The organism is Agrobacterium sp. MS2 (assembly GCF_003261015.1).
GTDB classification, from domain to species: domain Bacteria; phylum Pseudomonadota; class Alphaproteobacteria; order Rhizobiales; family Rhizobiaceae; genus Agrobacterium; species Agrobacterium pusense.
This window is the reverse complement of the sequence record NZ_QLNF01000096.1, coordinates 160-25,810: the sequence shown is the minus strand read 5'-3', so window position 1 is coordinate 25,810 and position 25,651 is coordinate 160. Positions and strand designations below refer to the sequence as shown.

The following is a 25,651-nucleotide window of genomic DNA, read 5'->3' as shown; positions in this document are numbered from 1 at the left end:
CCTCCCATCGTGACGTCCGCGCCATTGCCTGCCCGCCAAAGTTTTTGGCCGCCTATTTGAGCGTAAGCGTAGCCACATATTCTCGGGTTCCGGCGTTGAACTCGTGGAGCACTGTTTCAGGCATGGTATTCCACCGGTGGCCGAGCGCGACGGCGAACTGAGATGGACCGGCATAATAGAACTGGATCTGCTTTAGCTGGTATTTTGCCGCAAGACCGGCAATGCGCCCTTTGACCTGCCCGACGATCGCCTGCATTTCTTTGGCCGACGTAACCGGCACTGAAAGGTGGAAGCGCTGGATTTTTTCGGGAGGAATCCCCGATGAGACCAGATCGCCGAAAGGGTCCCGGAGTATCCCGATGCTGACGGTCAAAACATCACCTAGATCCAGCTGAGGCTCCGACACGTCCCATTGAGGATATGCAGCGCCTGCCTCAGGACGATCGTCCGTTGCCCATACGCCGTCACGGGTCATGATATCGATGTCGAAGCCGGAGGCTGATCGAAACGACCATCCGAGAGCAAAGCCGGCCGAAAGACGATAGGATCCCTGCAGGGTCAGGCGGGACGCTCCCTGTTGCTTCAGCCAGGTGGCCGTTCGCTGCAGAGGCTTGAGCAATCCTTCATGCCAGTCGGCCGTGCTGCCGGCGCCGGCCGAAAAAGCGGCGGCGTCCAGTTCCAGCGTCGAGGGATTACTCTCCTTCCGGTCGGAGAGAATATGCAGCGCGAAGGGTGGCAAAGGCAGGCTTTCGCCCATCGCCGCTTCAATACACTGAACCAAGGCCGATCGGGTCAGGAAACTGCCGATGTTGTGGTTCGCCTTGGCCATTGCGAGAAGATCGTCGAAGATCTTCCGGAGCTGGCTGGACTTGAGGTCCAAGGCGGGAAACGCCTCATGGAACGCACCAGCAAACAGGCTTCGGGCTGTGTTTTCGTCCGGTATGTTGCGTTCGTCAAAGTCTACAAAATCGACCACGAATCCGCCAAGCGGATCCGGATATTGAGCGACAACATCGGCTCGGAACTTGGCATCGAACTGTGCCTTGATCTCCGTAAACGGGTCATAGAATGGGCGCGCCTTCCGGACCCGGTCCCGGTCCTTCGCCATGTAAGCCAAGGTGGCCGGAATCTGCGGCGTGACGAGAATATGGGTTCTCGCGGTATCAGGGTAGCTATCGTGATAATGAGAGAACCTTTCCACGATCTCCTTGACGTCGGCCGGCTTAAGAACACCCGACTTGGCCTGATGTCGGTCGATGACTGAGCCGTGTGGCGTCAGAGGCGCAAAAAAGCGGGCTTCGAGATCTTCGAGACCTTCGAAGATCATGCCTTCGAACGCGGGATTCACGAGCCAGGCCGGCAGTCGCGCAAGGCCGTCCCAGATCTGGTATTCAAAACCATCCTGGGCGATCACGCCACCCATACCTTTGTAATCGGTCAGCGTTGGCGCTGGCTGCTTGTCGGTCATGCGTCCATTTCCAATTTTACGTCTTGCTCGAAGCCGCGTGGATCAAAGAGCCAAGCGCCCGCCTCGAATTTGTCGGCGCGCAGGCGAACGATCATCAGCACTGCGAAGCTGCCCTTGAAATCCGGATCCCTGACCAGATCCCGCATGCTCTGGACGTCGACCCCACTAGGGCGGACCTCGAAGCTGGGATGGCTGTGCCACTCGCCGATATAGTTGTAGCGGCGATATTGGTGATGAGTCCGGTCGAAGAACCGCGTTGCATCGCGTACGGCCTGAAGGATGTCGACCAGGAACCGGCTGAAGGTGCCGGGCCGGGCCTGAAGCGTCATTGTGGATACGCGGAAGCGCGAGGGCTCAATCTGTTCGCCGAACAGCTGGCCCCCGATTTCCTTGTCGCCGGCACGCTTGAGGGCAGTCGTCAGAGTTGCCAGTTCACTGGGTGAAAGCTTTAAGAGCATCCAGCAATTCTCCGGCAATCTCGATTACGAATTTCTGGGCCTCGGCATCCTCGGTATTGCTATTCCACTCTGACGGACCGCCGACATCGAGGGCGATCACATGGCCGTGCATGTCAAAGGCCCATTCCTTCCGGAAACCAATCAGCAACCACCGGAAATCGTCAAGCTTGTCGTCAAGGATGTCGAGCACAACGCGGGCGGCATGTGAGGCGGCCATGCTGATCGCAGCATCATCCGCTACGATGATCTCGCCGTTGTCGCTGATTGCCTCATAAGCCCCATCGCCGGCCGAAAGCGGCACGACGCGCCCTTTTTCATCTGTCCAGTTCAGGAGGGCCTCTCGGCCGAGGGTATAAGCGGCATTTCGCTTCGGTACGGAAGGCGCAACCAAGGCCCCGATTCCGCCTTCGAACACTTCCACGGAAACGAATGGCTTCTGGTTTTCGAAAGCCAGGGCACCAAGCAGCATCGATGTCGCAGGATCGCCGGTGGCATCCACGATGATGTCGCAGGCCGTAATCAGATCGAAATGAGCCGCGTTGGTGCTAGCTGATTTCTGCCAGTTCAGGTTCTGGTCAACGGTCATGATATTCGCGCCCGGGACGATATGCAGAAGCCGGCGCTTTAGCCCGTGGACCTTGTGATATCCGACGTCTCGCCAGTCGAGAACATGGCGCTCCAGATTGCCCGGCAGGAACACGTCGCCATCGAAGATACGCAGGGTGTCGATCCCGCTACGCAGCAGCATTTCAGCAACTTTCGAGCCCACCGAACCGGCACCGACAATGGCGACCTTCTTGCCTTGTGCAGACGGTGCCCGACCGGCGCGCAGACCCGTTTCGGGAGGCAGGATATAGACCTTGCGGTGATAGGCATCGTCCGACAGCACATGGAAGACGTTGATGCCATCATCTTCGATGAACACAGTCACGAAGTGCACTTCGCCTTCCACCGGCGAACTCTCCCAGAGAGTGGATGTGAAGGCGGTTCGCTCTAACGGAAGACCATCGGGCACTTTCCCACTGACCAGAGCTACGGGCACGGGAAACCGCCAAGTGTCCAGATCCACCGATGGTGGCCGCTGAACACCCTCACGGTCAATGGCGTCGCTGAGAAAGATCGGCCAAACTTTGTCCGAGGCCGACCACCGCAGTGCGTGAACGTCTTGAATGTCGCCCTTCAAGAGCCGTTCAAGGCATTCATGCCCGATGAAGACCGGTGACTCGCCCCAGTTATATTTCTGGATCTCACCAACATTATGAGCCGAGGTAACCTTGCCCTTCTCCCCGTCTCCCAAAGGGTTCTCGAGGTTGAGCAAGCCAAAAGCACTACGCAGAACATCTGCCCCGCTAGCGCGGGACGTCCAGTTATCGGGGCGCAGCTCGAGACAAAGGGCACCGCCTTTGCCGTACTGGTGATAGGACCATTTCGCTTCAGGGTCCTGCGGCTCCACCCAGGCGGGCACGAGCGGAAAGTTGTCCGGATAAACGAGACGGACGGGATAGGTGGCGCCGTGCGCCACGATCGAACCGGCAGCCGCAAACTTGTAATCGTGTATCTCCCAGCGATCGAAAACGAACCACTTGTTTTCGATCGCCAGGTTCTCTACCGCTTCTTTTTCCCGAGCAACGCGGAGGGTGTTATTAAGCCACCAGATGCTCATGCAAATCCGCGCGGCTTGGTCGGTGCGGCCATGGCATCCGGAAACACATATGACGATGTGCCTGCCGTAGCAGCCGCTTTCTCAAGAAGGCTGCTTGCCTTGGCGACTTTCTCCGTTTCGGTCGCCGGGAACCGGCTGCCGAACACCTTGCGCCAGTACCAGGTCGCGTCGTCCATGTTGTCGGTCGACTGGGCCTTCCGCGCGTAGTCGGCATAGGTTTTCACCTTGGCTATAAAGGCCTTCCACTGCGTGATCGACACCTTCGCAAGGATATCGCTGCCGGCGACAGAAGGGTCATATATGATTGGCTTGATATCCATCTCCGCCTGGAACGCATAAGCCTTGTGGATGTTCTCGAGCATCTGGGCGAAGGCCTCGCCGTAGTGGGTTTCGTTCTGCGGCGCATGGAGCGCGGTCAGGACCTCGAGCACGAACCCCTTAGGCCGCTTGCCTGAGTTGTTTTCGCGGCGCCACCACTTGAAGAGCTTGACCAGCGGCTTGAGGCGTCCACCGAAATCGCTGTTGCGGTCGCGGCTCCAGCTGATGTGGCCCGGCGGGTCGGTCAGCTTCCATTCGCCCGATTCACGATCGGGGATCTTGTATTGCTCCCCCCATTCGATCACCGGCACGACATCCATTTCGGCAAGGGACGTGATCAGCTTGATCGACCGCTTGTTGATGCGTTCGACCACGTAGCCGTCACCTCCGCCCTCGAGAGCGGCGCACAGATCGTTCAGGACGTCGTCCGGCTCGTCATCTTCCGTGTAGTTGGTCACGATGATGATATCGACATCAGGACGCACGACGCCGTCGGCATCCGTCTTGGGTCGGATGGAGGTGTTGCGCGCATAACTTCCAGAGAGGAAGTCTCCTTCGATCTTCGCCTTGAAGTCGTCTTGCGCTTTAAGATGACTACGGACACCCGTATGGGCTTTTGATGAATTGCTCACAGTGGTGGGGCTGGGTTCGATATCTTGCAGAAACTCGAGAAAACGTGCGTTCGGGACCATATATACCTCTGGAGTGCGGCCGAGTTGACGGCCCTTTCGCAGCCAATTAACCTTCGCTGACAACATAGGAATTCCGCGAGCGAAATTCCAACCCAGCGTTGCGAATTTCAATGTCATTGTGTCATGGCATCCTAATATCACAATTTTGGTAACTCCCGTCGGCCCGCCGGAAGAACGATCGGTCGATTCACAGCGGTTTGGCGCGGCCTCCGATTGGGGTCAGAACAAGAGCTGCTCGAAATCGTACGCTAAGCTTGAACGGAGCGGGAACGCTTGATTGACCGCATTTCAAAAAGGGCATCTATGACCGGACATTCTGGAACCTGATCGCCGGTGCATTGCGCCGCCATATTCGACATGGCCCGCTCTAGACGCCGCAGATCGGCGATTTTCTGACGGATATCTTTCAAATGTTCGATGGTGAGCGCATGGACCTCCCGGCAGGTGTAGGTATGCCCATCGACCAGGCGAAGCAGGCCGCGCAACTCGTCCAGGCTGAAGCCGAGTTCACGGCCGCGCCGCACGAAATGCAGCCGCCTTGCGTGTTCAGTTGTGTAGATACGATAACCCGCTGCGCTGCGGGCGGGCTTCGGCATGACGCCGATTTTCTCGTAATAGCGGATCGTCTCTATGTTGACGCCGCTGCGCTCGGACAGCACGCCGATCGAAAATTCATCATTCTGTGTCATCACATAGCTCGCACAAATCCGTGAAAATTTCTCGCTTGACCCTGTAGTCGCTACAGGCACTAGGGTCACGATAGATCAATTGCGGGAGCATGTGAACGATGATGCAGGATGAAACACGGACGCTGGCAAATACAGTCACAGAGCCAGCCGAAAAGGGTTTTGATCGGGCAGCATTGCTGTCGGTCGGCGGCATCGTTGCGGCACTGGGCGCAGCAACCTGTTGCGTGCTGCCCTTTGCCTTGTTCTTCGCTGGCATCAGCGGCGCGTGGATCGGCAATTTGACCGCGTTCGAACCCTACCAGCCTGTGTTTATCACGATCGCGCTCGCCTGCCTCGGCTACGGTTTCTATCTCGTCTATCGCAGGCCGAAGGCGGCTGAATGCGCCGAGGGTTCCTACTGCGCGCGTCCATCATCCCATCGGAACGCCAAGATCGGCCTTTGGGTCGCAACTGTCTTGATCATTATCGCCGTGGGCTTTCCCTACGCCGCCCGCCTTGTCCTCGATGCTTAATCCCAAGGAGAATCTCATGAAAATCCTGCCCCTCATTGCCCTTACTGCGTCCCTGCTGACGGGTGGTCACGCTTTTGCCGCCGAGCAGACCGTAACCTTGAATGTTGCCAATGCCACCTGCGAACTCTGCGGCCCGATTGTGAAGCGGGCGCTCAGCAACGTTCCAGGCGTGCTCGATGTTGATGTATCGGAGGCGACCGGCGCGGCGATCGCGAAGGTGCGCTTTGACGACAGCCAGACGAATGTCGCCGCGCTGATCACCGCAACCACCAATGCTGGCTATCCGTCCGGCGTTTCGCAGTAAGGAGGTTCAGCATGACAGATGGAAAGTTCATCGGCCTTGGCGGAGTCGGGTTTCTCGCCGTCATCTGTTGCGCCGCGCCATTTCTTTTGGTCGCCGTTGGCTCTTTTGGCTTTTCCGCATGGTTCGCAGCGGCCGGCTATGTGCTGATCCCGATCGCTCTCGCCGCGATTGGGGCGTCCGCACTTTATCTTTACCGGCGTCGGCGTTCCGCCTCATCAGCGGATGCCAATTGCTGCTCGATGAATAACAAGACAACAAAGGTGAATTGAATGTGTGAAGCTTGCGACGTTCCAACTTCCAACAAAGGCAACGGCCGTTATGATCTTGTGGTCGTCGGAGCTGGCTCGGCCGGTTTCTCCGCCGCGATCACGGCCGCCGAACTAGGCGCCCAAGTGGCTCTTGTCGGGCATGGCACGATCGGCGGTACATGCGTCAACATCGGCTGCGTGCCCTCGAAAGCCCTGATCCGGGCCACGGAGGCTGTACGTCACGCCAACGATGCGGCTGCCCGGTTTGATGGGATCGAAAGCGGCGCGCGCGTGGTTGATTGGGCCGCTCAGATCGCCCAGAAAGACGCTTTGGTTGCCGGTCTGCGACAGGCGAAATACGCTGATCTGCTGCCGGAGTACAACAATGTGGTCTACCACGAAGGTCCGGCCCGCCTCGTTGACGGCGGTGTCCAGGTCGCGGGCCAGCACATCGGCTCCGAGCGAATTATCATCACCACCGGTGCGCGTCCGGCGTTGCCGGGGATTCCGGGGATCGCTGACGTATCGCCGCTCGACAGCACGACAGCGCTCGCCCTGACCGAGCTGCCACGCTCGATGATAGTGCTTGGCGGCGGCTACATCGGCGTGGAGCTTGCCCAGACTTTCGCACGGGCCGGTGTCGAAGTGACACTCGTGTTCCGCAGCCGGCTTCTGCCGGAGGCTGAACCCGAAATCGGCGCTGCGCTTGCCACCTATCTGGCCGATGAGGGGATTAAAATCGTCAGCGGCATTACCTACGAGTCCGCCCGCAAGACCGATGATGGTGGTGTTGCCCTCGCCATCGCGCGGGACGGACGTCCGGAAATCTTGACTGCCGAGCGGATTCTTGTGGCGACGGGACGCCGCTCGAACACTGAAGCCCTTGGGCTTGCTGAAACCGGTATAGACCTGACACCGGCCGGGGCCATCATCGTTGATGATCGCATGCGCACCTCGAAGGCGGGCGTCTATGCCGCCGGCGATGTAACCGGAAAAGATCAGTTCGTCTACATGGCCGCCTATGGCGCAAAGCTCGCCGCCAAGAACGCATTGAACGGCAACAGCCTGAGTTACGACAACACCGCAATGCCCGCCGTGGTCTTTACCGATCCGCAGGTGGCGAGCGTCGGCATGACCGAAGCGCAGGCGCGGGCTGCCGGACATTCGGTTCGCACCTCCGTCCTTTCCCTCGACAATGTGCCGCGGGCGCTGGCGGCGCGCGACACGCGCGGCCTGATCAAGCTGGTCGCCGACGGGTCAACCCGGAAACTCCTTGGCGCTCACATCCTTGCACCAGAGGGTGCTGACAGCATTCAGACGGCAGCCTTGGCCATCCGCTGCGGCCTGACGATCGATGATCTCTCGGAGACGATCTTTCCATATCTGACGACTGTCGAAGGTTTGAAGCTTGCGGCTCAGACCTTCGACAGGGATGTGAAAAAACTGTCCTGCTGCGCGGGGTGAGGCGAAAGGGAAACGGGTGCCTACTCAAGTCACGGCTTAAACGGAGCGGTCGCCCTCGATCCTGACACGCATGATGGTCTGGCGGCTGGTGTCAAATTTTCTGGCGAGTGCGGAAACGCTCATCCCGCCCGCCAAATCCGAGAGAACATCCAATTTCTGCTTCTCATTGAGCCGAGCGGGACGGCCGAGGGTCTTGCCTTCCGACTTGGCTCGTTTGAGGCCCGACTGCGTGCGTTCGATCAGCAGATCACGCTCGAACTGAGCGACGGCATTGATGACGCTCATCGTCATCTTCCCGGCGGAACTCGCCAGATCGACGCCGCCGAGGGCCAGACAATGGACCCGCACGCCCAGCTCCTCCAGTTTCCTGACCGTCGTACTGACATCGATCGCATCTCGGCCGAGCCGATCGAGCTTGGTGACGATGAGCACGTCCCCGGCTTCGAGTTTATCCATCAGTCGCGAGAAACCCCGGCGCTGCGCAATGGCGACGCTGCCCGAGATGGTCTCGGTGACTATACGGCGTGGCTCGACGTGGAAGCCGGCCGCTTCGATTTCCTGAATCTGGTTTTCGGTGGTCTGTCCGGTCGTGGAGACACGGACATAGGCAAAGGTGCGTGGCATAAGGTTCAATTTCGTCCGAATAGGTTGTCCGAAAGGTGATGCCTGTCCACAAATAAGTCAAGATAATTTGTGGACAGGGTGATTTAGGCCTGTACTCAAACGACCGTTTCCGGACATGCCCGGAACCATCGACGCAAGTTTGTATGGAGTAAAAAATGGCGCGGCGGAAGTTTCTCAAAATTCAGGATCAACAGGAGCTGTTCGGCGTACCGACCGATGAGGATAGTCTGATCCGTCACTACACTCTATCTCCATCGGACCGGCTGGAGATCGAAGTCCGCAGGCGAAAACATAACCAGCTCGGCTTTGCTGTCCAGCTTTGCATGATGCGGCATCCGGGCCGGGCTCTCATGGTGCACGAAATTCCGCCGAGGGCGATGCTCAATTATATAGCCGAACAATTGGATGCTGATCCGGAGAGTTTCCGTTCCTATGCCAGGCGGGAGGAAACTCGCCGCGAGCATATCGCGCATTTGCTTTCCTATTTTGGAAAACGAACAGCAACAGCACAGGACCGGCGCGCCGCCTTACTATCCGCCGTCGAAACGGCGACCGCAACGGACAAGGGCCATTCTATTGCCCAAGCTATTGTCACCACGCTGCGGGAGCGGAAGGTGTTACTTCCCGCACCTGACACAATAGAGCGGATCGGCTTTGCCGGCCGCGTAATAGCCCGCCGTCGCGCCGAGGCTGCCCTGATATCGGGCCTTTCAGCCGAAAAGCTCCAATCCCTCGATGATCTTTTGACGGTTGATCCCGAGATACGACAGACGCGATTCCATTGGCTGCGATCTGCGCCAGATGCTCCGGGAGCAACCAACCTGGTCACGCTGACCGACAGGATCGCTTTCATCCGCGCGCTCGATATCGATCCCCGACTACAAGCCCGCATCCACTCCGGTCGCTGGGAGCAGATGGTCCGGGAGGGCGATGTGACACCGGCATGGCTTGCCGCCGACTTCAACGCCAGTCGGCGGCGCGCGACGATCATCGCGCAGATCATCAAGCTTGGGCAAAAGCTCACCGACGCCGCAGTCACCATGTTCATCAAGCTGATCGGCAGGCTGTTTTCGCAGGCGAATAACCGCAAGAAGCAGCGCCATGTGAACACCCGGATGGAGACGGCTAAGGCACTACGGCTGTTTCTCGACACGATATCGGCTCTTCAGTGCGCCAATGACAATGATGAAGATGCAATTGAAACGCTCGACCGCCACGTCGGCTGGCATCGCTTGGTGCAGGCAAAGCCGACGCTTGCGGCGATGGTGGAAGACAATGACGCCTCACCCTTGCTTATTGCAGCTGAGCAATATGCCAATGTTCGCAATTATGCAGGCCGGTTCCTCCTGACCTTCACATTCCATTCAAGTCGTCGGTATGGTCCTTTGCTGGCAGCGATCGAAACACTCAGATCCCTTTACGCGGAAGGAAGGCGCGTGCTTCCCGAACGTGTCCCGATCGCTCATCTCGGCGCGGCGGAGCGTAAACTGATCTTCGGGCAGGCAAAGGCCGATCGCCGTCTCTATGAGATTGCAACACTGGCAGCGTTGCGCGAGCGGCTTCGTTCGGCCGACATCTGGGTCGAAGGCAGCAGGGCGTTCCGGCCGATAAATGAAAATTTCATGCCCCGCCCTACTTTTACCAAGCTGAAGGAAACTGACCAGCTTGGGCTCGGTGTGCAGCGCGACGGGGTGGCTTGGCTCACCGAAATGCAACAATTGCTGGACTTCAATCTGAAACGTCTCGCCCATCGCGCCCGCAACGGCAAACTTGAAGGCGTCCGTCTCGATGCCGGAACCCTGATTGTAACACCGCTGGCGAGCGAAGTGCCCGCTGCAGCCGATGAACTAAATATCGAACTCAGCGAAATGTATCCGCTTGTCGAAGTGCCGGATCTCTTAAGAGACGTGCATGAGTGGACCGGCTTTGCCGACCAGTTCACCCATGTTCGAACGGGCGATTCACCGCAAAACATTCCGGCCATGCTCGCCGGCACGCTCGCGGACGCCACCAATCTTGGCCCGAAACGTATGGCCGGAGCCTCCAAGGGGATCAGCGCCCATCAGATCGGATGGATGCGCATGTTCCATGCCCGCACGGAAACCTATCGCGCAGCGCAGGCATGTGTGACCGACGCCCATGCGCGTCATCCCCACGCCCAGCTCTGGGGAACAGGGACGACCGCATCATCTGATGGTCAGTTCTTCCGGGCCAGTGATCGTGCCGCCAAACGCGGTGATATCAACCTGCATTATGGCAGCGAGCCAGGCTCGAAATTTTACAGCCACCTTTCCGATCAGTACGGCTATTTCAGCATTCTGCCGATCAGCCCGACCGAGAGCGAGGCAGCCTATGTTCTCGACGGCCTGTTCGACCACGACACCATCCTGGAGATCGAGGAGCACTTTACCGATACCGGAGGTGCGAGCGATCATGTATTTGCCCTCTTCACTCTGATCGGAAAGCGTTTTGCGCCTCGGCTGCGCAATCTCAAGGACCGGAAGTTCCATACTTTCGAAAAGGCCGACTCATATCCAGCACTGGCCAACCATATCGGCGCGCCGATCAATACCGCCCTCATTCTGGAACACTGGGATGAACTTCTCCATCTGGCGGCATCAATCACGACACGCTCTGTTGCGCCCTCAATGATCCTCAAAAAGCTGGCGGCATCCTCGAAACCGAGCCAGTTGGCGAAAGCCCTGCGTGAGCTCGGGCGCATCGAGCGATCCCTGTTTATGATCGAATGGTATTCCAACCCGGCACTTCGCCGGCGATGTCAAGCCGGTCTTAACAAAGGAGAATCCGCCCACAAGCTCAAGCGGGCCGTTTTCTTCCATGAGCGCGGCGAAATCCGCGACCGATCGTTCGAAAGTCAGGCATTCCGTGCCTCGGGCCTCAACCTTGTCGTCAGCGCCATCGTCCACTGGAATACCGTTTATCTCAGCCGTGCCGTAGCCCATCTGCGTCAAAGTGGTCGAACTATCCCCGACATATTGCTCAAGCATGTCTCGCCACTCAGCTGGGAGCACATAAATCTCACCGGCATCTATTCTTGGGACACCGAGCAGCAGATGCCCGAAGGCTTCAGGCCATTGCGACTTCCTGGAAGAATCCTCCGCGCTGCATGACGTTCCCGCTCCGTTCGGTCTTAGCGTACGATTTCGAGCAGCTCTTGTTCTGACCCCAATTTGAGCCCTGAATGAAAATGCGCCCCTGCCGTAGCCGCGGCTTTGATGCGACACAAGCCTAGGAATCCCTCGTCGATTTGCATGACATCGCTTTCGCAGATGGGTCAAGACGTTGTGAGTCTAGGGAAAGCGACGTGGCAGACGCCCTTATCATTCGATTAAACTGTTCTTACTTTCCCACTAAGATGCATTGGCGTGGGAAAATTTCGCGCTGCTCCACACTGGCATGCCGTAAACCTGTTTTAAATCTCACTGATATATATACACCGATAATCACAAGAAGTCGGGCCATACTGCGAGTGTACGGTTTGACGGCAGACAATAAACGGGACAAATCTATGCGTTTATCTCCATCAAAGCGTCAACTTTCCGGATCGGGCGAAAACAAATTCTCTCGATGAAAATCGCCAGTCTCCTCAATCAGCTCGGGATATCCATCGACCCGGCACGACAGCAGGCAATGGTGGATGCCTATATCCCCATCCTGCGACCAATCCTGATGCCCGCCTGCGGCTACTATCTCTTCGTCACCTGGGAGCACTGGCAGACGCAGACCGGCCCTATTCTGGTCGCGTTCTCCCTCATCAGTACGACGACGGCTCTCGGCTTTTACCTGTTTAACAAGCTTCTAGCAAACAACCGGACAATGTCCCTGGCCAAGCTCGAATTGCATAACTTGGCCATGCATCTGTTCATGTACCTCAACCTCGTCAGCTACCTGCTCGTCTACAATGTGGAGACGCGCTACATATATTTCGTGTTGCTCGCCTTCATTTTTGCAATCACCGGCGCCACGACACGCACAGTGATGATCAGCGTTCCACTGACATTAGCCACCCTTTACTGGTTCTCAACGTCTCTCCCTGAGGCTCTATACGCGGAATAGGTGGCGTCGCCTTAACCGCCTGTTTTAGCCGACTTGATATTCGGATTGTCATGACCGAATTCCCTGCCGCCCACTTCAGACGCCACCGCTTTCCTGCCGAGATCATCACCCATGCGGTCTGGCTGTATTTCCGATTTCCGCTCAGTTTACGCGACGTCGAAGATCTGTTGGCCGAGCGCGGCATCAACGTCTCATTCCAGACCGTCTCGGAATGGGCGGCGAAATTTGGCTTGAAGTTCGCCAATCAGCTCCGACGCCGCTCACGAGGCCAGTTTGCCGACAAGTGGCAGCTCGATGAGATGGTGGTGACGATCAAGGGAAAGAAATACTGGCTGTGGCGCGCCGTCGATGCCAACGGCTACGTTCTCGACGCCCTCTTGCAAAGCCGAAGGAACAAGGCAGCAGCCTTGCGTCTAATGCGCAAACTGCTCAAGGGTCAAGGTATCGCCCCGCGCGTGATGCTGACCGACAAGCTGCGTTCCTATTCGGCTGCGAAGGCGGATTTGATGCCGAAGGTCGAACATCGCTCGCACAAGGGATTGAACAACCAGGCTGAAAATTCCCATCTTGCTGTGCGACGACGAGAGCGGCGCATGATGCGCTTCAAGTCCGCGCGGCAATGTCAGCGTTTCGTCTCCACTCACGGCCAGATCGCCAATCTCTTCCTTCTTCACCGCAAAGACTTGACCGCCGCAGACCATCGCCAGCTTCGCACTCACGCCATCTCGACCTGGCGGGAAATCGCTTTGTCGATTGATGCGTGAAGTTCAGGTCGAAGAGACTACCGCATCCCAAACTCGGTTAAGGCGACGCCACCACGCCATGAGCCGAACGGTCACCTTCAACGAAGGAAGCGGAGTCAGGCATGGCGGGATGCATAGCGGCATTGGCGGCCGACATGCTGTAGCCAGCCAGCGACAGCACGACCGCCAGCCTGACGATCAGCATCAAAACCTGCGATGTGATTCTCAACATCCCACTCATGTCCAAAGAATCGCCGTCGGCTTGACGGTTGTCAATCGACCAGCCTCTACAGCACGGACATCTCGTCCTTTGTGTGGCGCTAGAACATCTATCCTATGGGAAGGTTTGCAGGAGGGACGACGGCGAACGCCATCGCGGCTGGAACTTTCTCTTTTGCTCCGGTGTTTCCAGCCAACGAGCGCGGAGACCGAAGGATGTCCCTATCGGACTTTTTGAAGGCAGGATTATCGGTGATGGCAGCGACGCTGCTTATCATCGGGCTCTTCGCTACGGCTCCTGCCTTCGCTGCACCGAGCCACCATTGCCCTGAGGTGCAGGCGAGTCACCAGGCATTGGACAGCCAACGCGATGGTCTGGATGTTCAACTTTCCAGAACGTGCTGCGCGCAGATGCACTGCTGTCCGATCCTTCCTCAGCCGCTTGTCTATGCTCCACCTGAGGTACCATTCGGCCAGCTGTATGTGCACGTCAGACCGGAGCGGCCGCTTCTCCTCCCGGCTGCGATTGATCCCCCTCCCAGAACTCCTGCTGTTTGAGTCACGTCCCTCAAATCAACAGGAGTTCAACATGAACACGTACGTCAAACACGCAGCCGCCGCGCTCGCGGTCTCCGCTGCAATACTCGCATCCGTTAATCCTGCCGCAGCCGACGCAACATTCCCCGACAAGTGCAAGGGCGACATGCCGATGTCGGGCATGCCAATGGGTGGCGAGATGCCGATGGGCAGTCAGCAGATGCCGATGGGCGGACAAGGCTCCAATAGTGGTCAGGGCCCGATGGCCAACCTCACTGACTATCAGCAGGCCTCGATGGAGGCGATGATGTCGATGAACCAGCAGATGATGCAGGGGATGATGAAGGACGATCCCAACGTCTCCTTCATCTGCGGCCTCATCGCACATCATCTCGGTGCAATCGACATGGCGAAGGTCGAGCTGGAGCACGGCGACAACGAAGAGGCGAAGGCGACCGCGCAGAACGTCATCGACGATCAGACGAAAGAAGTCGAGCGACTGACTGAGTGGGTCGAGAAGGAAGTGAAGGAGTAACGCCCATGCACCACATCTCCCCGGAAATGAAGCAGTGCATCGACAACTGTCTGGCCTGCTACAGCGAGTGCCTCTCCATGGCGATGGGACATTGCCTCGAAAAGGGCGGCCAGCACACGGAGCCGAAACACTTCAAGCTGATGATGGCCTGCGCCGAAATCTGCCGCACCTCGGCCCATTTCATGCTGATCGGCACAGAGCACCACAAGCACACCTGCCGCGAGTGCGCGGAAATATGCCGCCAGTGCGCCGACGACTGCGAACGGGTCGGTGACATGCAGGCTTGCGTCGATGCCTGCCGCAAGTGTGCCGAAAGCTGCGAGCGTATGGCGCAGTAGCCCCTGCGGAAGCATGGGTACGGACGGAGGTCTGTCCTTCCGTACCCACCTGGGGTTCATGCTGGGCGCATGCTGCTTTTTCGCACTCCCGATCTTGGCAGTATCCCGCTGCGCCCGAGGACCCGAAAGGGGCGGGCGACGGGTGAAGCATAATCAAACGCATCAACTCGGCCGGGATCAGCGGTATTGCGCAATCCACCAGGAGCCGAAGGAGAACATCTAATGGGAATGTCCTACTGGCGCTTTGTCGCCATGATCGCGACATCGACGGTCGTAATGTACGGTCTGATGTATCTGAACACCTACGCACTGGAACATGTGTTCTGGAGCGAGACCCGAGCCTGGATGGCCCTGGTCATGGGATCGACTATGGCGGTCATCATGCTCGCCTTCATGCTCGGTATGTACAAGAAGCAGATGCTCAACATGGCCATCTTCGGCGGGTCCGTCGCGGTCTTCGCGTTGTCGCTGTGGCTCGTCCGCAGCCAGGTGACGGTCGACGACGCCGAATACATGAGCGCGATGATCCCGCATCATTCGATTGCCATCATGACGAGTGAGCGTGCGCAGATTTCCGATCCCCGCGTTCGAAAGCTGGCCGACGAGATCATCGAGGCCCAGGAGCGGGAGATCGCAGAGATGAAGTATCTGATCGAGGACCTGGAGGAGCGTGACTGATGAAGAACTCCCTCCTTTCACTGCTGCTCCTTACCTCGGCCAGTCTCCTGTCGGGATGTGGCGAACGGGAAGCTGCTGACGACATCATTAGTCCTCCGCGTTCTGAAGAGGCTGCCCGCGTGCTCTCCGGTGAGGAAGCCATAGCTGGCGCTGACATACCCACACTCGACCCCGCGACGATGGTGGACGCGGAGATCGCCAAAGTCCTTGGTTCGCCTGCTCAATGCACGTTCAGGTACACGAGTGCTGGAAAGCCGATACTTGCCCTCAAGGGAACACCGGGCGCTACCGTGACAACTGCTGTCCTAAAGGTGAACGCTCACCTTGTGGAACTGCAGCCAGCTGGCGGGGACGGCAACCTCTTCCTGACCTCTGGGCCCATCAGCGTCACTCTCTCCGTCGATGAGGTCCAAGCGGGAGAGAAGGTGGAAGCCGACATGGTATTCGCGATTGGTGAGAGCCTGCGCGTGGGATATTCAGGTTACTATCAGTGCGGCGGCTAGCGCGGCACGTGATTGCTTGAAGCACTCTGGCTGAAACGTGCAAACGCTGGAGGCGGGAGCGGCTTTCTGCAGCCCGCCTCCTGCGCTGTGCCGATCAGTGCGTCTCGTGCTTACCATGTTCCGCCTGAGCAGTGCGTGTCGTTGCTGCCTTGAAGACCTCGGTCCGCTCGTCTCCCTTGACGACCAGCTTGCCCACCAGGCCACGGGCTGCCCGTGACAGAGCATGGTCCACCAGCACGTACTCCCCCGGAACGTCCATCGTCATGTCGACCACCGCAGCTCCGCCGGGCGGAACCGTGATGGTCTGCACGTCGGTCAGCGGCTCCGTCGTCAGCGACGCGAGCTGATACACCTTGTCGAAGATTTCGCCGATCACGTGGAAGCTCGACGTCTTGTTGGGGCCGCCGACACCGAAGTAGATGCGAACAGTCTCGCCGACCTTTGCGGTCAACGCATTGTCGCCGGTCAGCGCATTGGCTGCACCGTTGAACACATAATATTCCGGCGTCTCGTCCATCAGCCTGTCCAGGCTCTCCGTCAGCTTGCCCTTCGTGCCATAGGCCTGCGCCGTATAAACCTCGCCTTGCATCACGTAGAATTCGCGGTCCACCGGAGGAAGACCACCTTCCGGTTCCACCAGGATCAGACCATACATGCCGTTGGCAATATGGTGGGCGGCCATCGGTACAGCGCAGTGGTAAACGTAAAGGCCCGGCTTCAGTGCTTTGAAGCTGAAGCCTTTCGTTTCTCCCGGTGCAGCGTCCGTCGCCTCCGCTCCGCCTCCCGGTCCCGTGACCGCATGGAAGTCCACGCTGTGGCGTTCACTGCTATCGGCAAGGTTGGTTAGTTCAACTTCGACGGTGTCGCCGACTCTTGCTCGGACGAAGGGGCCTGGAACCTTCCTGTTGAAGGTCCAGTAGTGGTAGGTCGCGCCGTCCGCCAGGCTGCCAGTAACTTCGACCGTGTCGAGCTTCACCTTGATCGTTTCCGGACCCCTCGCACCTACTGGCTGAGCAAGGTCTGTCGCCGCCCGTACGATATCGAGGGGAGCGGCAGCTGTCCCGTTCGCCGCCGGATGGTTGTGGGTGGCGTCGGCCAGCACCGGCATTGCCGTCGCCGACAGGAGTGCGACGACGACGGCGGCGCGGAAGAGTGTTCTACTGGTCATAATTCTGGTCCTGCTATTTATGTCTGCGTTGCCTATTATTGGACACTGCGTCCGTCGGAGCATCCTTGCGATGCCGCAAATAGAAGCTTCGCTCGCGTCTTCGTGATCGCCTGCAGGTGTCGGGTTCGAGCCTACGGCGTCTGCGGAGCGGGGCGGAAATGCGCAATCGCTCCGGCGGTCATCTTCGTCACGCACCAGTTGGCGTAGAACCCGCCCAGCAAGCGCCCCAGCAGCCTATCGGGGAGACGGGTGGGCAGGTTGTACTCGATCCTGACGTTCAGGCTGCATACCGATCTGGCGGGACTGATCCTGAATCCCATACGGTAGGAACCGATGACGAGGAGACGCACCGTTCCGCGCGTCTCCCAAGTCTTTGAGAGCGGAGGATGTCGTTCCGTCACGACTTCCTCCACGGAGAGCGCCCGGTCGAGTATCAGCCCCCTCATTCTAATGACAGAGCCGACGGCACGTCCTTCCGCTTCGTCAAAGTTGTACTTCATGGAAGCCCCCAGCATCATGACTGAGGGCTCTTCCATGTGCGCACCGAGGAAGGCCGGATTGTCGAGCAACTCGAAAACCCGTTCGGCCAATGCCGACAAGGCTACAGTGCTCGATGCCGACCGCTGGTAGGTCACGACCGGTGATCCTTGTGGCCGTGACCGCCATGTCGATGAAACAGGTGCATCAGTGGGCAGGCCAGCAGGATCAGGTAGGGGGCGTAGCCCAGAACGTGCCCCCAGTGCTCAAGAAGGATGTAGAACACCAGGATCAGGGCCAGGGATGCGCCCATCAGCAGGAGCGTGCGGTTGACCGTCATATCTTCATGCTCCTCAACCTGAGAGAGTTGGCGATCACACTGACCGAAGACAATGCCATTGCCGCCGCCGCGATGATCGGTGAGAGCAGCAGACCAAAGACAGGGTAGAGGACGCCCGCCGCGACAGGCACGCCTGCAGCATTGTAGATGAAGGCGAAGAAGAGGTTCTGCCTGATGTTGCTCATCGTGGCGCGGCTCATCTGCCGTGCCCGGACAATGCCCTGCAGGTCTCCCTTCAGGAGGGTGACGCCCGCGCTTTCGATGGCGACGTCGGTTCCCGTTCCCATAGCCACGCCGACATCGGCCGCCGCAAGCGCGGGAGCATCATTCACACCATCGCCCGCCATGGCGACGATCCTGCCTTCACTGCGCAGGCGCGAGACGATCTTGCTCTTGTCCTCGGGCAGGACTTCCGCCTCCACCTCGGTAATCCCGAGGCGTCGCGCGACTGCATGAGCAGTCGTCTTGTTGTCGCCCGTCAGCATCACGACCCGAACACCGTCTTCGACGAGCGCCTTTACCGCATCCGGTGTCGTCGGCTTGATGGGATCGGCGATAGCAAACAGACCGGCCAGCCTGCCATCGATGGCGGTGAATATGACGGTAGCGCCTTCGTTGCGCAGCTCTTCCGCCTTCGCGGTCATGGCGCTGACGTCGACACCCTCTTCCCCCATGATGCGGTGACTGCCGAGGATCAGCCGCTTTCCATCGACCGTCCCCGTCACTCCCTTGCCCACAGGGCTGTCGAAATCGATGGCATCTCCCAGGGCGATGCTACGCTCACCTGCCGCATTGACAATCGCGAGCGCCAGCGGATGTTCGCTTGAGCGTTCGACCGTGGCGGCCAGCCGCAGCAGCTCGTCTTCGGAGATGCCTTCCGCTGGTGCAATGGCCGTGACCTTGGGCCGTCCCTCTGTCAGGGTTCCGGTCTTGTCGACCACGAGCGTGTCGACCTTTTCGAAGCGCTCCAGTGCCTCCGCGTTCTTGATCAGCACGCCGAGACTAGCTCCCCGACCGACACCGACCATGATCGACATAGGTGTCGCAAGCCCCAGGGCACAGGGGCAGGCAATGATAAGAACGGCGACGGCTGCCACCAGGCCGTGGGCGAAGCGAGGCTCAGGCCCATAGATCATCCAGGCGGCAAAGGCGACGAGCGCAACCACAATGACGACCGGAACGAACCATCCCGAGACCTCATCTGCGAGGCGCTGGATGGGTGCGCGAGAGCGTTGGGCGTCCGCGACCATGCGAACAATCTGGGAGAGCATCGTGTCGCGTCCGACCTTGCCCGCCTCCATGATGAAGCCACCGGTCTGGTTCATGGTGCCGCCGATGAGCGTCGACCCGACCTCCTTGGTGACCGGCATCGACTCGCCGGTGATCATGGATTCGTCCACAGAGCTGCGGCCCTCCAGAAGCACACCATCAACAGGAACTTTCTCTCCCGGTCGAACCCGGAGGCGGTCGCCGACGGCCACGGCGTCAAGACCGACATCCTCGTCCGTCCCATCCGCAAGAACCCGACGCGCCGTCTTTGGTGCCAGATCGAGAAGCGCGCGGATCGCCCCGCCTGTCTGTTCGCGTGCCCTCAGTTCCAGAACCTGCCCGAGCAGGACCAGGACGGTGATGACGGCGGCCGCCTCGAAGTAGACGGCGACTGAACCTTCTTCCGCGCGGAACGTGTCGGGAAAGACGCCTGGCGCAACCGTTGCAACGACGCTGTAAATCCAGGCGGCACCCGTCCCCATCGCAATCAGGGTGAACATGTTCAAATGACGGGTCACCAGGGACTTCCAACCCCGTTCAAAGAACGGCCAGCCCGCCCAGAGGACAACCGGTGTCGCGAGTACCATCTGCAGCCAGTTCGACGTCTGTGGCCCCAGTATCATGTGGAGATTCGTGAGATGGCCACCCATCTCCAAGGCAAGGACCGGGATGCTGAGGACGAGGCCAATCCAGAACCGTCGGCTCATGTCCACCAGTTCCGGACTTGGACCCGTTCCCAGGGTCGCCACTTCCGGCTCCAGTGCCATGCCGCAGATCGGGCAGTTGCCGGGGCCGATCTGCCTCACCTGCGGATGCATCGGGCAGGTGTAGATGACGCCTTCCCCCAGCATGCCCGGAGGAGGTACTTGCTTCTCTGCCACCTGAGGGTGGTGCTCATGGTCATGCTCTTGATGATGATCATCGTGAGCATGATGGCCGTGATGTTCGTGCTTCATCTCCGCTCTCCGATCAGATCGCGCGGTTATAGGACACGAAGGACATCATCCCTGCCGCCATGTGGTAGAGGTGGTGGCAGTGGAACGGCCAGCGGCCCGGGTTGCTCGCATCGAACTCGATAGCAACCTCTGCCATGGGAGGAACATGAACCGTATCCCTCACGGCTCCCCGCATGCCTTGTCCGTTGATGCCGACCACCTGGAAATGGTGTCCGTGAAGGTGCATCGGGTGTGTCATCATCGACATGTTGCGCATCACGAGGCGGACCCTGTCATCAGGATTGACGGCCATCGCATCGCCGCTGATCCCCCATGAGTAGCCGGTCATGCTGCCGGAGAGGATCAGAGGATAGGTCTTCGTTGCGGGCCGTTCGTCCAGAGGTGACGTCGCTTTGAGGATCGCCTCCAGTGAAAGGTCGAGGACCGGTCCGGCGGAAGAAGCTTTTGTGGCAACCTTCGAAATGGTCGCGTCCGCCGTTGCGAGGATGACGCCTGTCTGCTCCTCGGAGCCTTCGCGTAAGGCAAGGATCGGAAGTGACGCGGTGCCCAGCGGGAGTTGCAGTACGATATCCAACCGCTGGCCCATGCTGATCGGGAAGCGGGTGCCGGTGACGGGCTCGATGGCCATGCCATCGACGGCGGCCAGGCTTCCCACGACGCTTCCCGTGTCAATGGTGAAGGCGGTCGCCGTTGCACCATTGACGATGCGTAGCCGAACGCGGCCACCCTTCTCGACCTGTACGATCTCCGGATCGTCCAGCGTGCGGTCGTTGGCGAGGTATGCATCATACTCGATGTCGTTCAGGTCCATCATGCCCATGCCCATGCCCATGCCGCCCATCGCCATGCCACCCATGGGCATCCCGCCGCCGTGCATTTTCGCCATGTTGGACATCATGCTACCGTGATCCATCGGCATCTGGCCCCCATGACCGCCGCCCATTGCGGAACCTTGCTGCAGTTCCGCCAGCAATTCCTCGGGTGACCTGAACGAGAAGTCGTGGAGAAGGATCACGACGTCCTGCTCGTCACGAGCGCGGTCCTCCGCCGTCCGCACGATCAGAGGGGCTGCCAGAAGGCTTTGTTCCTGCAAGGTGTGGGCGTGCATCCAGTGGGTGCCGCCGCCTGCGAGGTCGAACTGGTAGTGACGCTTCTCTCCTGCAGCGAGGGGCGCTGCGGGATTGTCCGGGACACCGTCCATCTCCCATGGAGGGGTAAGCCCATGCCAGTGAATAAGCGTGGCTTCATTTGTAGTGTTGGCCAGCATGACATTGAAGCCATCTTCTGCATCCAGGACAAGGCCGCTCCGTCCATTGCCTTGAACAAGGCCGAAGACGCTGGCGGATCGGCCATTCACTTCAATGGAGCGCTTGGTGACTGCGAGTTCGATGGGTAAAGACTGTCCAGAGTTGGTAAGAGCCCAGGACTTTTGCGCAAGGGGTGAAATAGCTGCCGCACTGACGGCGAGCGTCTTCAGAAATTGACGACGAAACATGACGTTCTCTCGATCTTCTTGGCCGTAATCGGCCCAATGGTGGGAATGGCCCGCCAGCGGCGAGCAGTTCATCAACCGAAAGATCGAGGAGGCTCAAGGCCGGGAGACGGGTCGTGACCAGCGACATCGTCAGCGATATCCAGGACCCTGGCCAGAAGGAGGACCGACTGAACCGATCCTGCGGGCTGCGCAGCAACCGCGAGGCAGAAGACGCAGATGACGCTGCAGCAGTTCTGCTCGGGTGAGTGGTGAAGCTTGGAAGTCGCGTCGCCTGGATCACCGTCCACCATCTGGTGGTGTCCGTCCAGGCAGGTCTGGGGAGCGGCATGCGCAACCGGCGCACTGAACACGAGAGCAACAGCAAGGAGTGCCGCGAGCAGCCTCCATACCAACGCTCTCTGTGCTAACGTGCGCATCGTCGATCCTCCGTCATCTTACCATGCCACGCCTCCCATTGTGCACCTTGATCTATATCAATGTTGGGGTGCCATTATGGTCGGTGGTCGCTTGGCATCGATTGCCAGGCTGCCGATGCTGGTGCTTCCAACGTGGGAAGGTCAAGGCCGTCACTCAGATGAATGTGTGTACCTGCCACGTTACCTTATCGATGTGTGGTCGGAGGTCCGCGCCCGTTGCAGAGCGGCGGCGGGAAGAAGCGAAGCCGACTCTGCGCCCATGTGGCCTTGATGAAGGCGAGAGGCAGCATCTCCAACCTCTCGCCTCAACGGGTTAGAGCGATGCCCTGCCGCTACCGCCAACAGGCCTGATCATCCAAGGCTTCACAGCAGGTTCCTTGGCAAGGATGCCCTTCTTCTTAGCAAAAGAGCGGATCGCATCGCGTGCTGCCCGAAGAGGTGTCAAACCGTCATGTGCCATGTAGCAGGTCCTCAAGGCCGCCTCATGGATCAGGTCCCGTTCCCGTTCTGGCCAATCCTCCAGATAATCAATCGCCTCCTCCACGGCCGTAATCTCGCGGACGAGGTTCTTTTGTTCCTTCAGATACACCGGACGATCAAAGAGCTTCGAGATCATTTCCACCTCACTGATTCTGTTTGTGATCAACAAGGAAGGCGCTGTGGCCAACGCCGATTATCGATGTGGTTTGCCGCGTCCTTCCGTTCAAGTCGGAACACCACTCAGGTCACTAAATCTGATAGAGAAACCGTATATGTCGACGGGAGCGAACGCAGGCGCTTACTGCACAGCAAGCCAGGTTGGCGGGTAGCTGATTGCCCCATACCAGAGCGGGATTACGCGGCGGCGAAAAATTTCCTCCCAGGTTCTTGAACAGGCATTTTTCGCCAACCAGATTCATTGCATCGGCAGCCTTAGTAGGGGCCGATAGGCCGGAGACGCAGGTTTTCGGTGGCGTCTCCAATCCATGTTGCTTTACGGAGAATATGGTAATGAGAACGGAACTTGATTTCGCACCCCTCTACCGGTCCAGCATTGGCTTCGACCGTGTGTTCAACCTTCTCAATAACGCGCAGCGCCTGCAGGCGGTTGACCTCTGGCCACCCTACGACATCGTCAAGCTTGGCGATGACGAGTATGCGATCACCATGGCAGTCGCAGGCTTCAGCCAGAGCGATCTCGACGTGACCCAGGAGCGCAACGTCCTGATCATCAAAGGGTCGAAAGCAGAGAAGAAGGAAGGGGAGTACCTACATCGGGGCATTGGCGGACAGTCGTTCGAGCGTCGCTTCGAACTGGCTGGCCATGTTCACGTCGAGACGGCGTCGCTCTCCGACGGTCTCCTGCGAATTGTCCTAAAGCGGGGCCAGAACAAGAGGAGTGCGAAATCGTACGCTAAGGACGAACGGAATGAGAACTTACGCGGCGTTCCTTAGCCTAGCCGGAAGGCGGAGCGATCGAAATCCGTTCGGCATCTGATGTTCGGCATCCCATGTGTAGATGCCGGTAAGGTTGATATGTTCCCAACTGAGCGGCGATATGTGTTTCAATAGAGTATCAGGAATGTCTCGCCCCGCTCGTTTCAGCTGTGTGACCGCGCGATCAAGATAAACCGTATTCCAGTGCACGATCGCACTGACGACGAGATTGAGCCCCGAGGCGCGGAAAGCTTGGCTCTCGAACGACCGGTCGCGGATTTCGCCCCGCTCGTGGAAGAACACAGCGCGTTTCAGCTTATGGGCGGCCTCGCCCTTGTTTAGACCGGCTTGGCATCTCCGCCGTAGTGCCGGACTTGAGTACCATTCGATCATAAAGAGCGACCTTTCGATACGGCCGAGTTCGCGGAGCGCCCTCGCGAGATGGCTCTGCCTTGAAGACGCGGACAGTTTCTTGAGGATCGTAGACGGCACCACGGACCGTGTCGTGATCGACGCCGCGAGATGGAGCAGGTCGTCCCAATGATCGAGGATCAGATTGGCATTAATCGGCGTCCCGATATGGTTCGACAGCGCCGGATATGCGCCGCTCTTTTCAAACGTATGGAACTTCCGGTCTTTGAGATTGCGTAGTCGCGGTGAGAACCGCTTTCCGATCAGGGCGAACAGCCCGAAGATATGATCGCTGGCTCCGCCTGTGTCGGTAAAGTGTTCTTGGATGTCGAGGACCGTGTCCTGATCGAAGAGCCCATCGAGCACATAGGCCGCCTCGCTTTCGGTTGGACTGATGGGCAAAATACTGAAGTAGCCGTACTGATCTGACAGATGGCTATAGAATTTCGATCCTGGCACGCTGCCGTAATGCAAGTTGATGTCACCGCGCTTTGCAGCACGATCGCTCGCACGGAAGAATTGGCCATCGGACGATGACGTTGTGCCATTACCCCAAAGGCGGGAATGCGGATGCTGGGTGTGGGACTCGGTGATGCACGCTTGCGCCGCGCGGTAAGTCTCCGATCGAGCATGGAATGCGCGCATCCAACCAATCTGATGAGCGCTGATCCCCTTGGATGCGCCCGCCATTCGCTTTGGGCCGAGGTTCGTAGCATCGGCCAGGACGCCCGCCAGCATAGCAGAGACATTTTTCGGGACGTCGCCGGTGCGAACATGCGTGAATGAATCTGCAAACCCGGTCCATTCATGCACCTCCCTTAGCAAGTCGGGAACCTCCACCAACGGATACATGTCGCTGACCTCGGCATTCAGTTCCTCGGCGGCCGGGGGGACTTCGCTGGCGGTTGGCGTGACAATCAAGGTTCCTGCCTCGAGACGAACGCCCTCGAGCTTTCCGGATCGTGCTCTGTGGGCCAAACGCGTCAGGTTGAAGTCGAGCATCTGACGCGCTTCGGCAAGCCACTGCGCGCCGTCGCTCTGGACCCCCAAACCGAGACGATCTTCGTCCTTCATCTTGATGAATGTCGACCGCGGCATCAGATGCTCATCGATGGGCCGGAAAGATCGGCTGCCAGCGACCCAGATCTCCGCAGATCTAAGCCGGTCTCGTAAAGCAGCGAGCGTCGCGATTTCGTACAGACGGCGATCGGGTTTTCCTTGTTCGAAGATAAGCCGTCGATCAGTTTGGCTGAGGTGAGTGAGCGGCACGCGATCCGGGAGTGTCCGCCGCATCTCGGCATAAAGCCGTTTCAGCAGCGCAACTGCCGCTAGAAGTGGATCGTGGCGACGCGCTGAGCGGAACGTGAAGGCTAGAAGGAACGCACCAGCATATTTGTGGACGGTCGCATATTGCTCGGCCGCTACGATCAGCGATGGCGCCTCGTTGTCGTCGACCATCGACTCAAGCTCAGGCTTCATCCGAAGCAACCGGTCCCAACCGACTTTTTGGTCGAGAACATCCAATGCGTTCCGACCATGGTCGTTGGCAGACTGCAGGGCGGTGATCGTATCCAGAAACATGCGCAGCGCTTTGGCGGTGTTCGCTCTGCAGTCCATCTGCCGCTGCTTCTTC

The 25,651-nt window shown here is 58.8% G+C and carries 27 protein-coding genes; 13 read left to right on the top strand and 14 right to left on the bottom strand.

Going from position 1 to position 25,651, the window contains the following annotated elements; all coding sequences use genetic code 11:
- Positions 1-52: 52 nt before the first annotated feature.
- From DOU54_RS26485 to DOU54_RS26465, 5 genes are all read right to left on the bottom strand, one after another.
- On the bottom strand, positions 53-1,468 hold the full coding sequence (locus DOU54_RS26485; RefSeq protein ID WP_113732149.1) for an SAVED domain-containing protein: 1,416 nt from the start codon (positions 1,466-1,468) through the stop codon (positions 53-55).
- Positions 1,465-1,926, bottom strand: coding sequence for a M67 family metallopeptidase (locus DOU54_RS26480; protein WP_113732148.1), 462 nt, complete (start codon positions 1,924-1,926; stop codon positions 1,465-1,467). The genes DOU54_RS26485 and DOU54_RS26480 overlap by 4 nt, the downstream gene beginning before the upstream one ends.
- On the bottom strand, positions 1,901-3,589 hold the full coding sequence (locus DOU54_RS26475; protein ID WP_113732147.1) for a ThiF family adenylyltransferase: 1,689 nt from the start codon (positions 3,587-3,589) through the stop codon (positions 1,901-1,903). Before DOU54_RS26475 ends, DOU54_RS26480 begins: the two co-directional genes overlap by 26 nt.
- Entirely contained in the window at positions 3,586-4,716 is a 1,131-nt protein-coding gene (locus tag DOU54_RS26470; protein WP_286079971.1) for an SMODS domain-containing nucleotidyltransferase, read from the bottom strand. The genes DOU54_RS26475 and DOU54_RS26470 overlap by 4 nt, the downstream gene beginning before the upstream one ends.
- A gap of 131 nt (positions 4,717-4,847) precedes the next feature.
- Positions 4,848-5,288, bottom strand: a complete 441-nt coding sequence (locus tag DOU54_RS26465) for a MerR family transcriptional regulator (protein ID WP_023517540.1) — start codon at positions 5,286-5,288, stop codon at positions 4,848-4,850.
- Between the two features lie 98 nt (positions 5,289-5,386).
- Between DOU54_RS26465 and DOU54_RS26460 the strand changes: the two genes are divergently transcribed.
- Genes DOU54_RS26460 through merA form a run of 4 tightly spaced genes read left to right on the top strand, consistent with a single transcriptional unit; the run spans position 5,387 to position 7,816 of the window.
- Entirely contained in the window at positions 5,387-5,800 is a 414-nt protein-coding gene (locus DOU54_RS26460; protein ID WP_003501072.1) for a mercuric transporter MerT family protein, read from the top strand.
- A gap of 16 nt (positions 5,801-5,816) precedes the next feature.
- The gene (locus DOU54_RS26455; protein WP_010661778.1) at positions 5,817-6,104 is read left to right on the top strand and encodes a cation transporter; all 288 of its coding nucleotides are present in this window, start codon (positions 5,817-5,819) and stop codon (positions 6,102-6,104) included.
- A gap of 11 nt (positions 6,105-6,115) precedes the next feature.
- Positions 6,116-6,373, top strand: a complete 258-nt coding sequence (gene merT, locus DOU54_RS26450; RefSeq protein WP_113732145.1) for a mercuric ion transporter MerT — start codon at positions 6,116-6,118, stop codon at positions 6,371-6,373.
- Complete coding sequence (gene merA, locus DOU54_RS26445) at positions 6,374-7,816, top strand: mercury(II) reductase (RefSeq protein ID WP_003501078.1); 1,443 nt, start codon at positions 6,374-6,376, stop codon at positions 7,814-7,816.
- Between the two features lie 36 nt (positions 7,817-7,852).
- Here merA and DOU54_RS26440 read toward each other — a convergent pair whose 3' ends face one another.
- Positions 7,853-8,440 (bottom strand): recombinase family protein, encoded by a 588-nt coding sequence (locus DOU54_RS26440; RefSeq protein WP_003501080.1) that lies wholly within the window; start codon positions 8,438-8,440, stop codon positions 7,853-7,855.
- A 155-nt stretch (positions 8,441-8,595) separates the two neighbouring features.
- Between DOU54_RS26440 and DOU54_RS26435 the strand changes: the two genes are divergently transcribed.
- The 3 genes from DOU54_RS26435 (at position 8,596) to DOU54_RS26425 (ending at position 13,281) form a co-directional block, all read left to right on the top strand.
- Complete coding sequence (locus DOU54_RS26435) at positions 8,596-11,571, top strand: Tn3 family transposase (protein WP_113732144.1); 2,976 nt, start codon at positions 8,596-8,598, stop codon at positions 11,569-11,571.
- A gap of 457 nt (positions 11,572-12,028) precedes the next feature.
- Positions 12,029-12,517, top strand: coding sequence for a hypothetical protein (locus tag DOU54_RS26430; RefSeq protein ID WP_113732143.1), 489 nt, complete (start codon positions 12,029-12,031; stop codon positions 12,515-12,517).
- Positions 12,518-12,567: 50 nt separating this feature from the next.
- Complete coding sequence (locus DOU54_RS26425; RefSeq protein ID WP_037095196.1) at positions 12,568-13,281, top strand: IS6 family transposase; 714 nt, start codon at positions 12,568-12,570, stop codon at positions 13,279-13,281.
- Between the two features lie 37 nt (positions 13,282-13,318).
- Here the strand turns inward: DOU54_RS26425 and DOU54_RS27665 are convergent, their stop codons facing one another.
- Positions 13,319-13,492, bottom strand: a complete 174-nt coding sequence (locus DOU54_RS27665) for a hypothetical protein (RefSeq protein WP_193603474.1) — start codon at positions 13,490-13,492, stop codon at positions 13,319-13,321.
- 576 nt (positions 13,493-14,068) lie between these two features.
- On the opposite strand from DOU54_RS27665, the gene DOU54_RS26420 reads away from it, so the two are divergent.
- The 4 genes from DOU54_RS26420 to DOU54_RS26405 all read left to right on the top strand — a co-directional run bounded on the left by DOU54_RS26420 (position 14,069) and on the right by DOU54_RS26405 (position 16,070).
- On the top strand, positions 14,069-14,551 hold the full coding sequence (locus DOU54_RS26420) for a DUF305 domain-containing protein (RefSeq protein WP_113732164.1): 483 nt from the start codon (positions 14,069-14,071) through the stop codon (positions 14,549-14,551).
- A 5-nt stretch (positions 14,552-14,556) separates the two neighbouring features.
- Positions 14,557-14,889: a four-helix bundle copper-binding protein gene (locus DOU54_RS26415; protein WP_113732142.1), complete on the top strand. Its 333-nt coding sequence runs from the start codon at positions 14,557-14,559 to the stop codon at positions 14,887-14,889.
- A 228-nt stretch (positions 14,890-15,117) separates the two neighbouring features.
- A complete protein-coding gene (locus DOU54_RS26410) occupies positions 15,118-15,567 on the top strand; it encodes a DUF305 domain-containing protein (RefSeq protein ID WP_210206222.1) in 450 nt (149 codons plus the stop codon).
- A complete protein-coding gene (locus tag DOU54_RS26405) occupies positions 15,567-16,070 on the top strand; it encodes a DUF6692 family protein (RefSeq protein WP_062654009.1) in 504 nt (167 codons plus the stop codon). Before DOU54_RS26410 ends, DOU54_RS26405 begins: the two co-directional genes overlap by 1 nt.
- Positions 16,071-16,164: 94 nt before the next feature.
- Here the strand turns inward: DOU54_RS26405 and nirK are convergent, their stop codons facing one another.
- The 5 genes from nirK to DOU54_RS26380 all read right to left on the bottom strand — a co-directional run bounded on the left by nirK (position 16,165) and on the right by DOU54_RS26380 (position 21,775).
- Complete coding sequence (gene nirK, locus DOU54_RS26400) at positions 16,165-17,238, bottom strand: copper-containing nitrite reductase (RefSeq protein ID WP_062654007.1); 1,074 nt, start codon at positions 17,236-17,238, stop codon at positions 16,165-16,167.
- Between the two features lie 131 nt (positions 17,239-17,369).
- Positions 17,370-17,873 carry an SRPBCC family protein gene (locus DOU54_RS26395; RefSeq protein ID WP_113732140.1) on the bottom strand — a complete coding sequence of 168 codons (504 nt, stop codon included), beginning with the start codon at positions 17,871-17,873 and terminating at the stop codon, positions 17,370-17,372.
- Positions 17,870-18,055 (bottom strand): DUF2933 domain-containing protein, encoded by a 186-nt coding sequence (locus DOU54_RS26390; RefSeq protein ID WP_113732139.1) that lies wholly within the window; start codon positions 18,053-18,055, stop codon positions 17,870-17,872. Before DOU54_RS26390 ends, DOU54_RS26395 begins: the two co-directional genes overlap by 4 nt.
- Positions 18,052-20,280, bottom strand: a complete 2,229-nt coding sequence (locus tag DOU54_RS26385) for a copper-transporting P-type ATPase (protein WP_113732138.1) — start codon at positions 20,278-20,280, stop codon at positions 18,052-18,054. Before DOU54_RS26385 ends, DOU54_RS26390 begins: the two co-directional genes overlap by 4 nt.
- Before the next feature lie 13 nt (positions 20,281-20,293).
- Complete coding sequence (locus DOU54_RS26380; protein WP_113732163.1) at positions 20,294-21,775, bottom strand: multicopper oxidase family protein; 1,482 nt, start codon at positions 21,773-21,775, stop codon at positions 20,294-20,296.
- 113 nt (positions 21,776-21,888) lie between these two features.
- Here DOU54_RS26380 and DOU54_RS28340 point away from each other — a divergent pair, with 113 nt between their 5' ends.
- Entirely contained in the window at positions 21,889-22,020 is a 132-nt protein-coding gene (locus tag DOU54_RS28340) for a hypothetical protein (protein WP_286079970.1), read from the top strand.
- A 484-nt stretch (positions 22,021-22,504) separates the two neighbouring features.
- Here DOU54_RS28340 and DOU54_RS26370 read toward each other — a convergent pair whose 3' ends face one another.
- A complete protein-coding gene (locus tag DOU54_RS26370; RefSeq protein ID WP_113732137.1) occupies positions 22,505-22,807 on the bottom strand; it encodes a DUF982 domain-containing protein in 303 nt (100 codons plus the stop codon).
- 374 nt (positions 22,808-23,181) lie between these two features.
- Here DOU54_RS26370 and DOU54_RS26365 point away from each other — a divergent pair, with 374 nt between their 5' ends.
- Complete coding sequence (locus DOU54_RS26365) at positions 23,182-23,625, top strand: Hsp20 family protein (protein WP_113732136.1); 444 nt, start codon at positions 23,182-23,184, stop codon at positions 23,623-23,625.
- Here DOU54_RS26365 and DOU54_RS26360 read toward each other — a convergent pair.
- Positions 23,608-25,651: Tn3 family transposase (locus DOU54_RS26360; protein WP_113732162.1), on the bottom strand; the 2,044-nt coding region annotated here is incomplete at its 5' end. The two genes, DOU54_RS26365 and DOU54_RS26360, sit on opposite strands and share 18 nt — an antisense overlap.

Excerpts from the sequence above, each read along its gene's own strand:
- DOU54_RS26470 (WP_286079971.1), bottom strand. The coding sequence starts at position 4,716 with ATGACATTGAAATTCGCAACGCTGGGTTGGAATTTCGCTCGCGGAATT.
- DOU54_RS26385 (WP_113732138.1), bottom strand. The coding sequence starts at position 20,280 with ATGAAGCACGAACATCACGGCCATCATGCTCACGATGATCATCATCAA.
- DOU54_RS26420 (WP_113732164.1), top strand. The coding sequence starts at position 14,069 with ATGAACACGTACGTCAAACACGCAGCCGCCGCGCTCGCGGTCTCCGCT.
- DOU54_RS26460 (WP_003501072.1), top strand. The coding sequence starts at position 5,387 with ATGATGCAGGATGAAACACGGACGCTGGCAAATACAGTCACAGAGCCA.
- merT (WP_113732145.1), top strand. The coding sequence starts at position 6,116 with ATGACAGATGGAAAGTTCATCGGCCTTGGCGGAGTCGGGTTTCTCGCC.
- nirK (WP_062654007.1), bottom strand. The coding sequence starts at position 17,238 with ATGACCAGTAGAACACTCTTCCGCGCCGCCGTCGTCGTCGCACTCCTG.
- DOU54_RS26405 (WP_062654009.1), top strand. The coding sequence starts at position 15,567 with ATGAAGAACTCCCTCCTTTCACTGCTGCTCCTTACCTCGGCCAGTCTC.
- DOU54_RS26380 (WP_113732163.1), bottom strand. The coding sequence starts at position 21,775 with ATGTTTCGTCGTCAATTTCTGAAGACGCTCGCCGTCAGTGCGGCAGCT.
- DOU54_RS26475 (WP_113732147.1), bottom strand. The coding sequence starts at position 3,589 with ATGAGCATCTGGTGGCTTAATAACACCCTCCGCGTTGCTCGGGAAAAA.
- DOU54_RS26365 (WP_113732136.1), top strand. The coding sequence starts at position 23,182 with ATGAGAACGGAACTTGATTTCGCACCCCTCTACCGGTCCAGCATTGGC.
- DOU54_RS26465 (WP_023517540.1), bottom strand. The coding sequence starts at position 5,288 with ATGACACAGAATGATGAATTTTCGATCGGCGTGCTGTCCGAGCGCAGC.
- DOU54_RS26435 (WP_113732144.1), top strand. The coding sequence starts at position 8,596 with ATGGCGCGGCGGAAGTTTCTCAAAATTCAGGATCAACAGGAGCTGTTC.
- DOU54_RS26430 (WP_113732143.1), top strand. The coding sequence starts at position 12,029 with ATGAAAATCGCCAGTCTCCTCAATCAGCTCGGGATATCCATCGACCCG.
- DOU54_RS26440 (WP_003501080.1), bottom strand. The coding sequence starts at position 8,440 with ATGCCACGCACCTTTGCCTATGTCCGTGTCTCCACGACCGGACAGACC.
- DOU54_RS26370 (WP_113732137.1), bottom strand. The coding sequence starts at position 22,807 with ATGATCTCGAAGCTCTTTGATCGTCCGGTGTATCTGAAGGAACAAAAG.
- DOU54_RS26480 (WP_113732148.1), bottom strand. The coding sequence starts at position 1,926 with ATGCTCTTAAAGCTTTCACCCAGTGAACTGGCAACTCTGACGACTGCC.
- DOU54_RS26390 (WP_113732139.1), bottom strand. The coding sequence starts at position 18,055 with ATGACGGTCAACCGCACGCTCCTGCTGATGGGCGCATCCCTGGCCCTG.
- DOU54_RS26485 (WP_113732149.1), bottom strand. The coding sequence starts at position 1,468 with ATGACCGACAAGCAGCCAGCGCCAACGCTGACCGATTACAAAGGTATG.
- merA (WP_003501078.1), top strand. The coding sequence starts at position 6,374 with ATGTGTGAAGCTTGCGACGTTCCAACTTCCAACAAAGGCAACGGCCGT.
- DOU54_RS26455 (WP_010661778.1), top strand. The coding sequence starts at position 5,817 with ATGAAAATCCTGCCCCTCATTGCCCTTACTGCGTCCCTGCTGACGGGT.
- DOU54_RS26410 (WP_210206222.1), top strand. The coding sequence starts at position 15,118 with ATGTCCTACTGGCGCTTTGTCGCCATGATCGCGACATCGACGGTCGTA.
- DOU54_RS26425 (WP_037095196.1), top strand. The coding sequence starts at position 12,568 with ATGACCGAATTCCCTGCCGCCCACTTCAGACGCCACCGCTTTCCTGCC.
- DOU54_RS26415 (WP_113732142.1), top strand. The coding sequence starts at position 14,557 with ATGCACCACATCTCCCCGGAAATGAAGCAGTGCATCGACAACTGTCTG.
- DOU54_RS27665 (WP_193603474.1), bottom strand. The coding sequence starts at position 13,492 with ATGTTGAGAATCACATCGCAGGTTTTGATGCTGATCGTCAGGCTGGCG.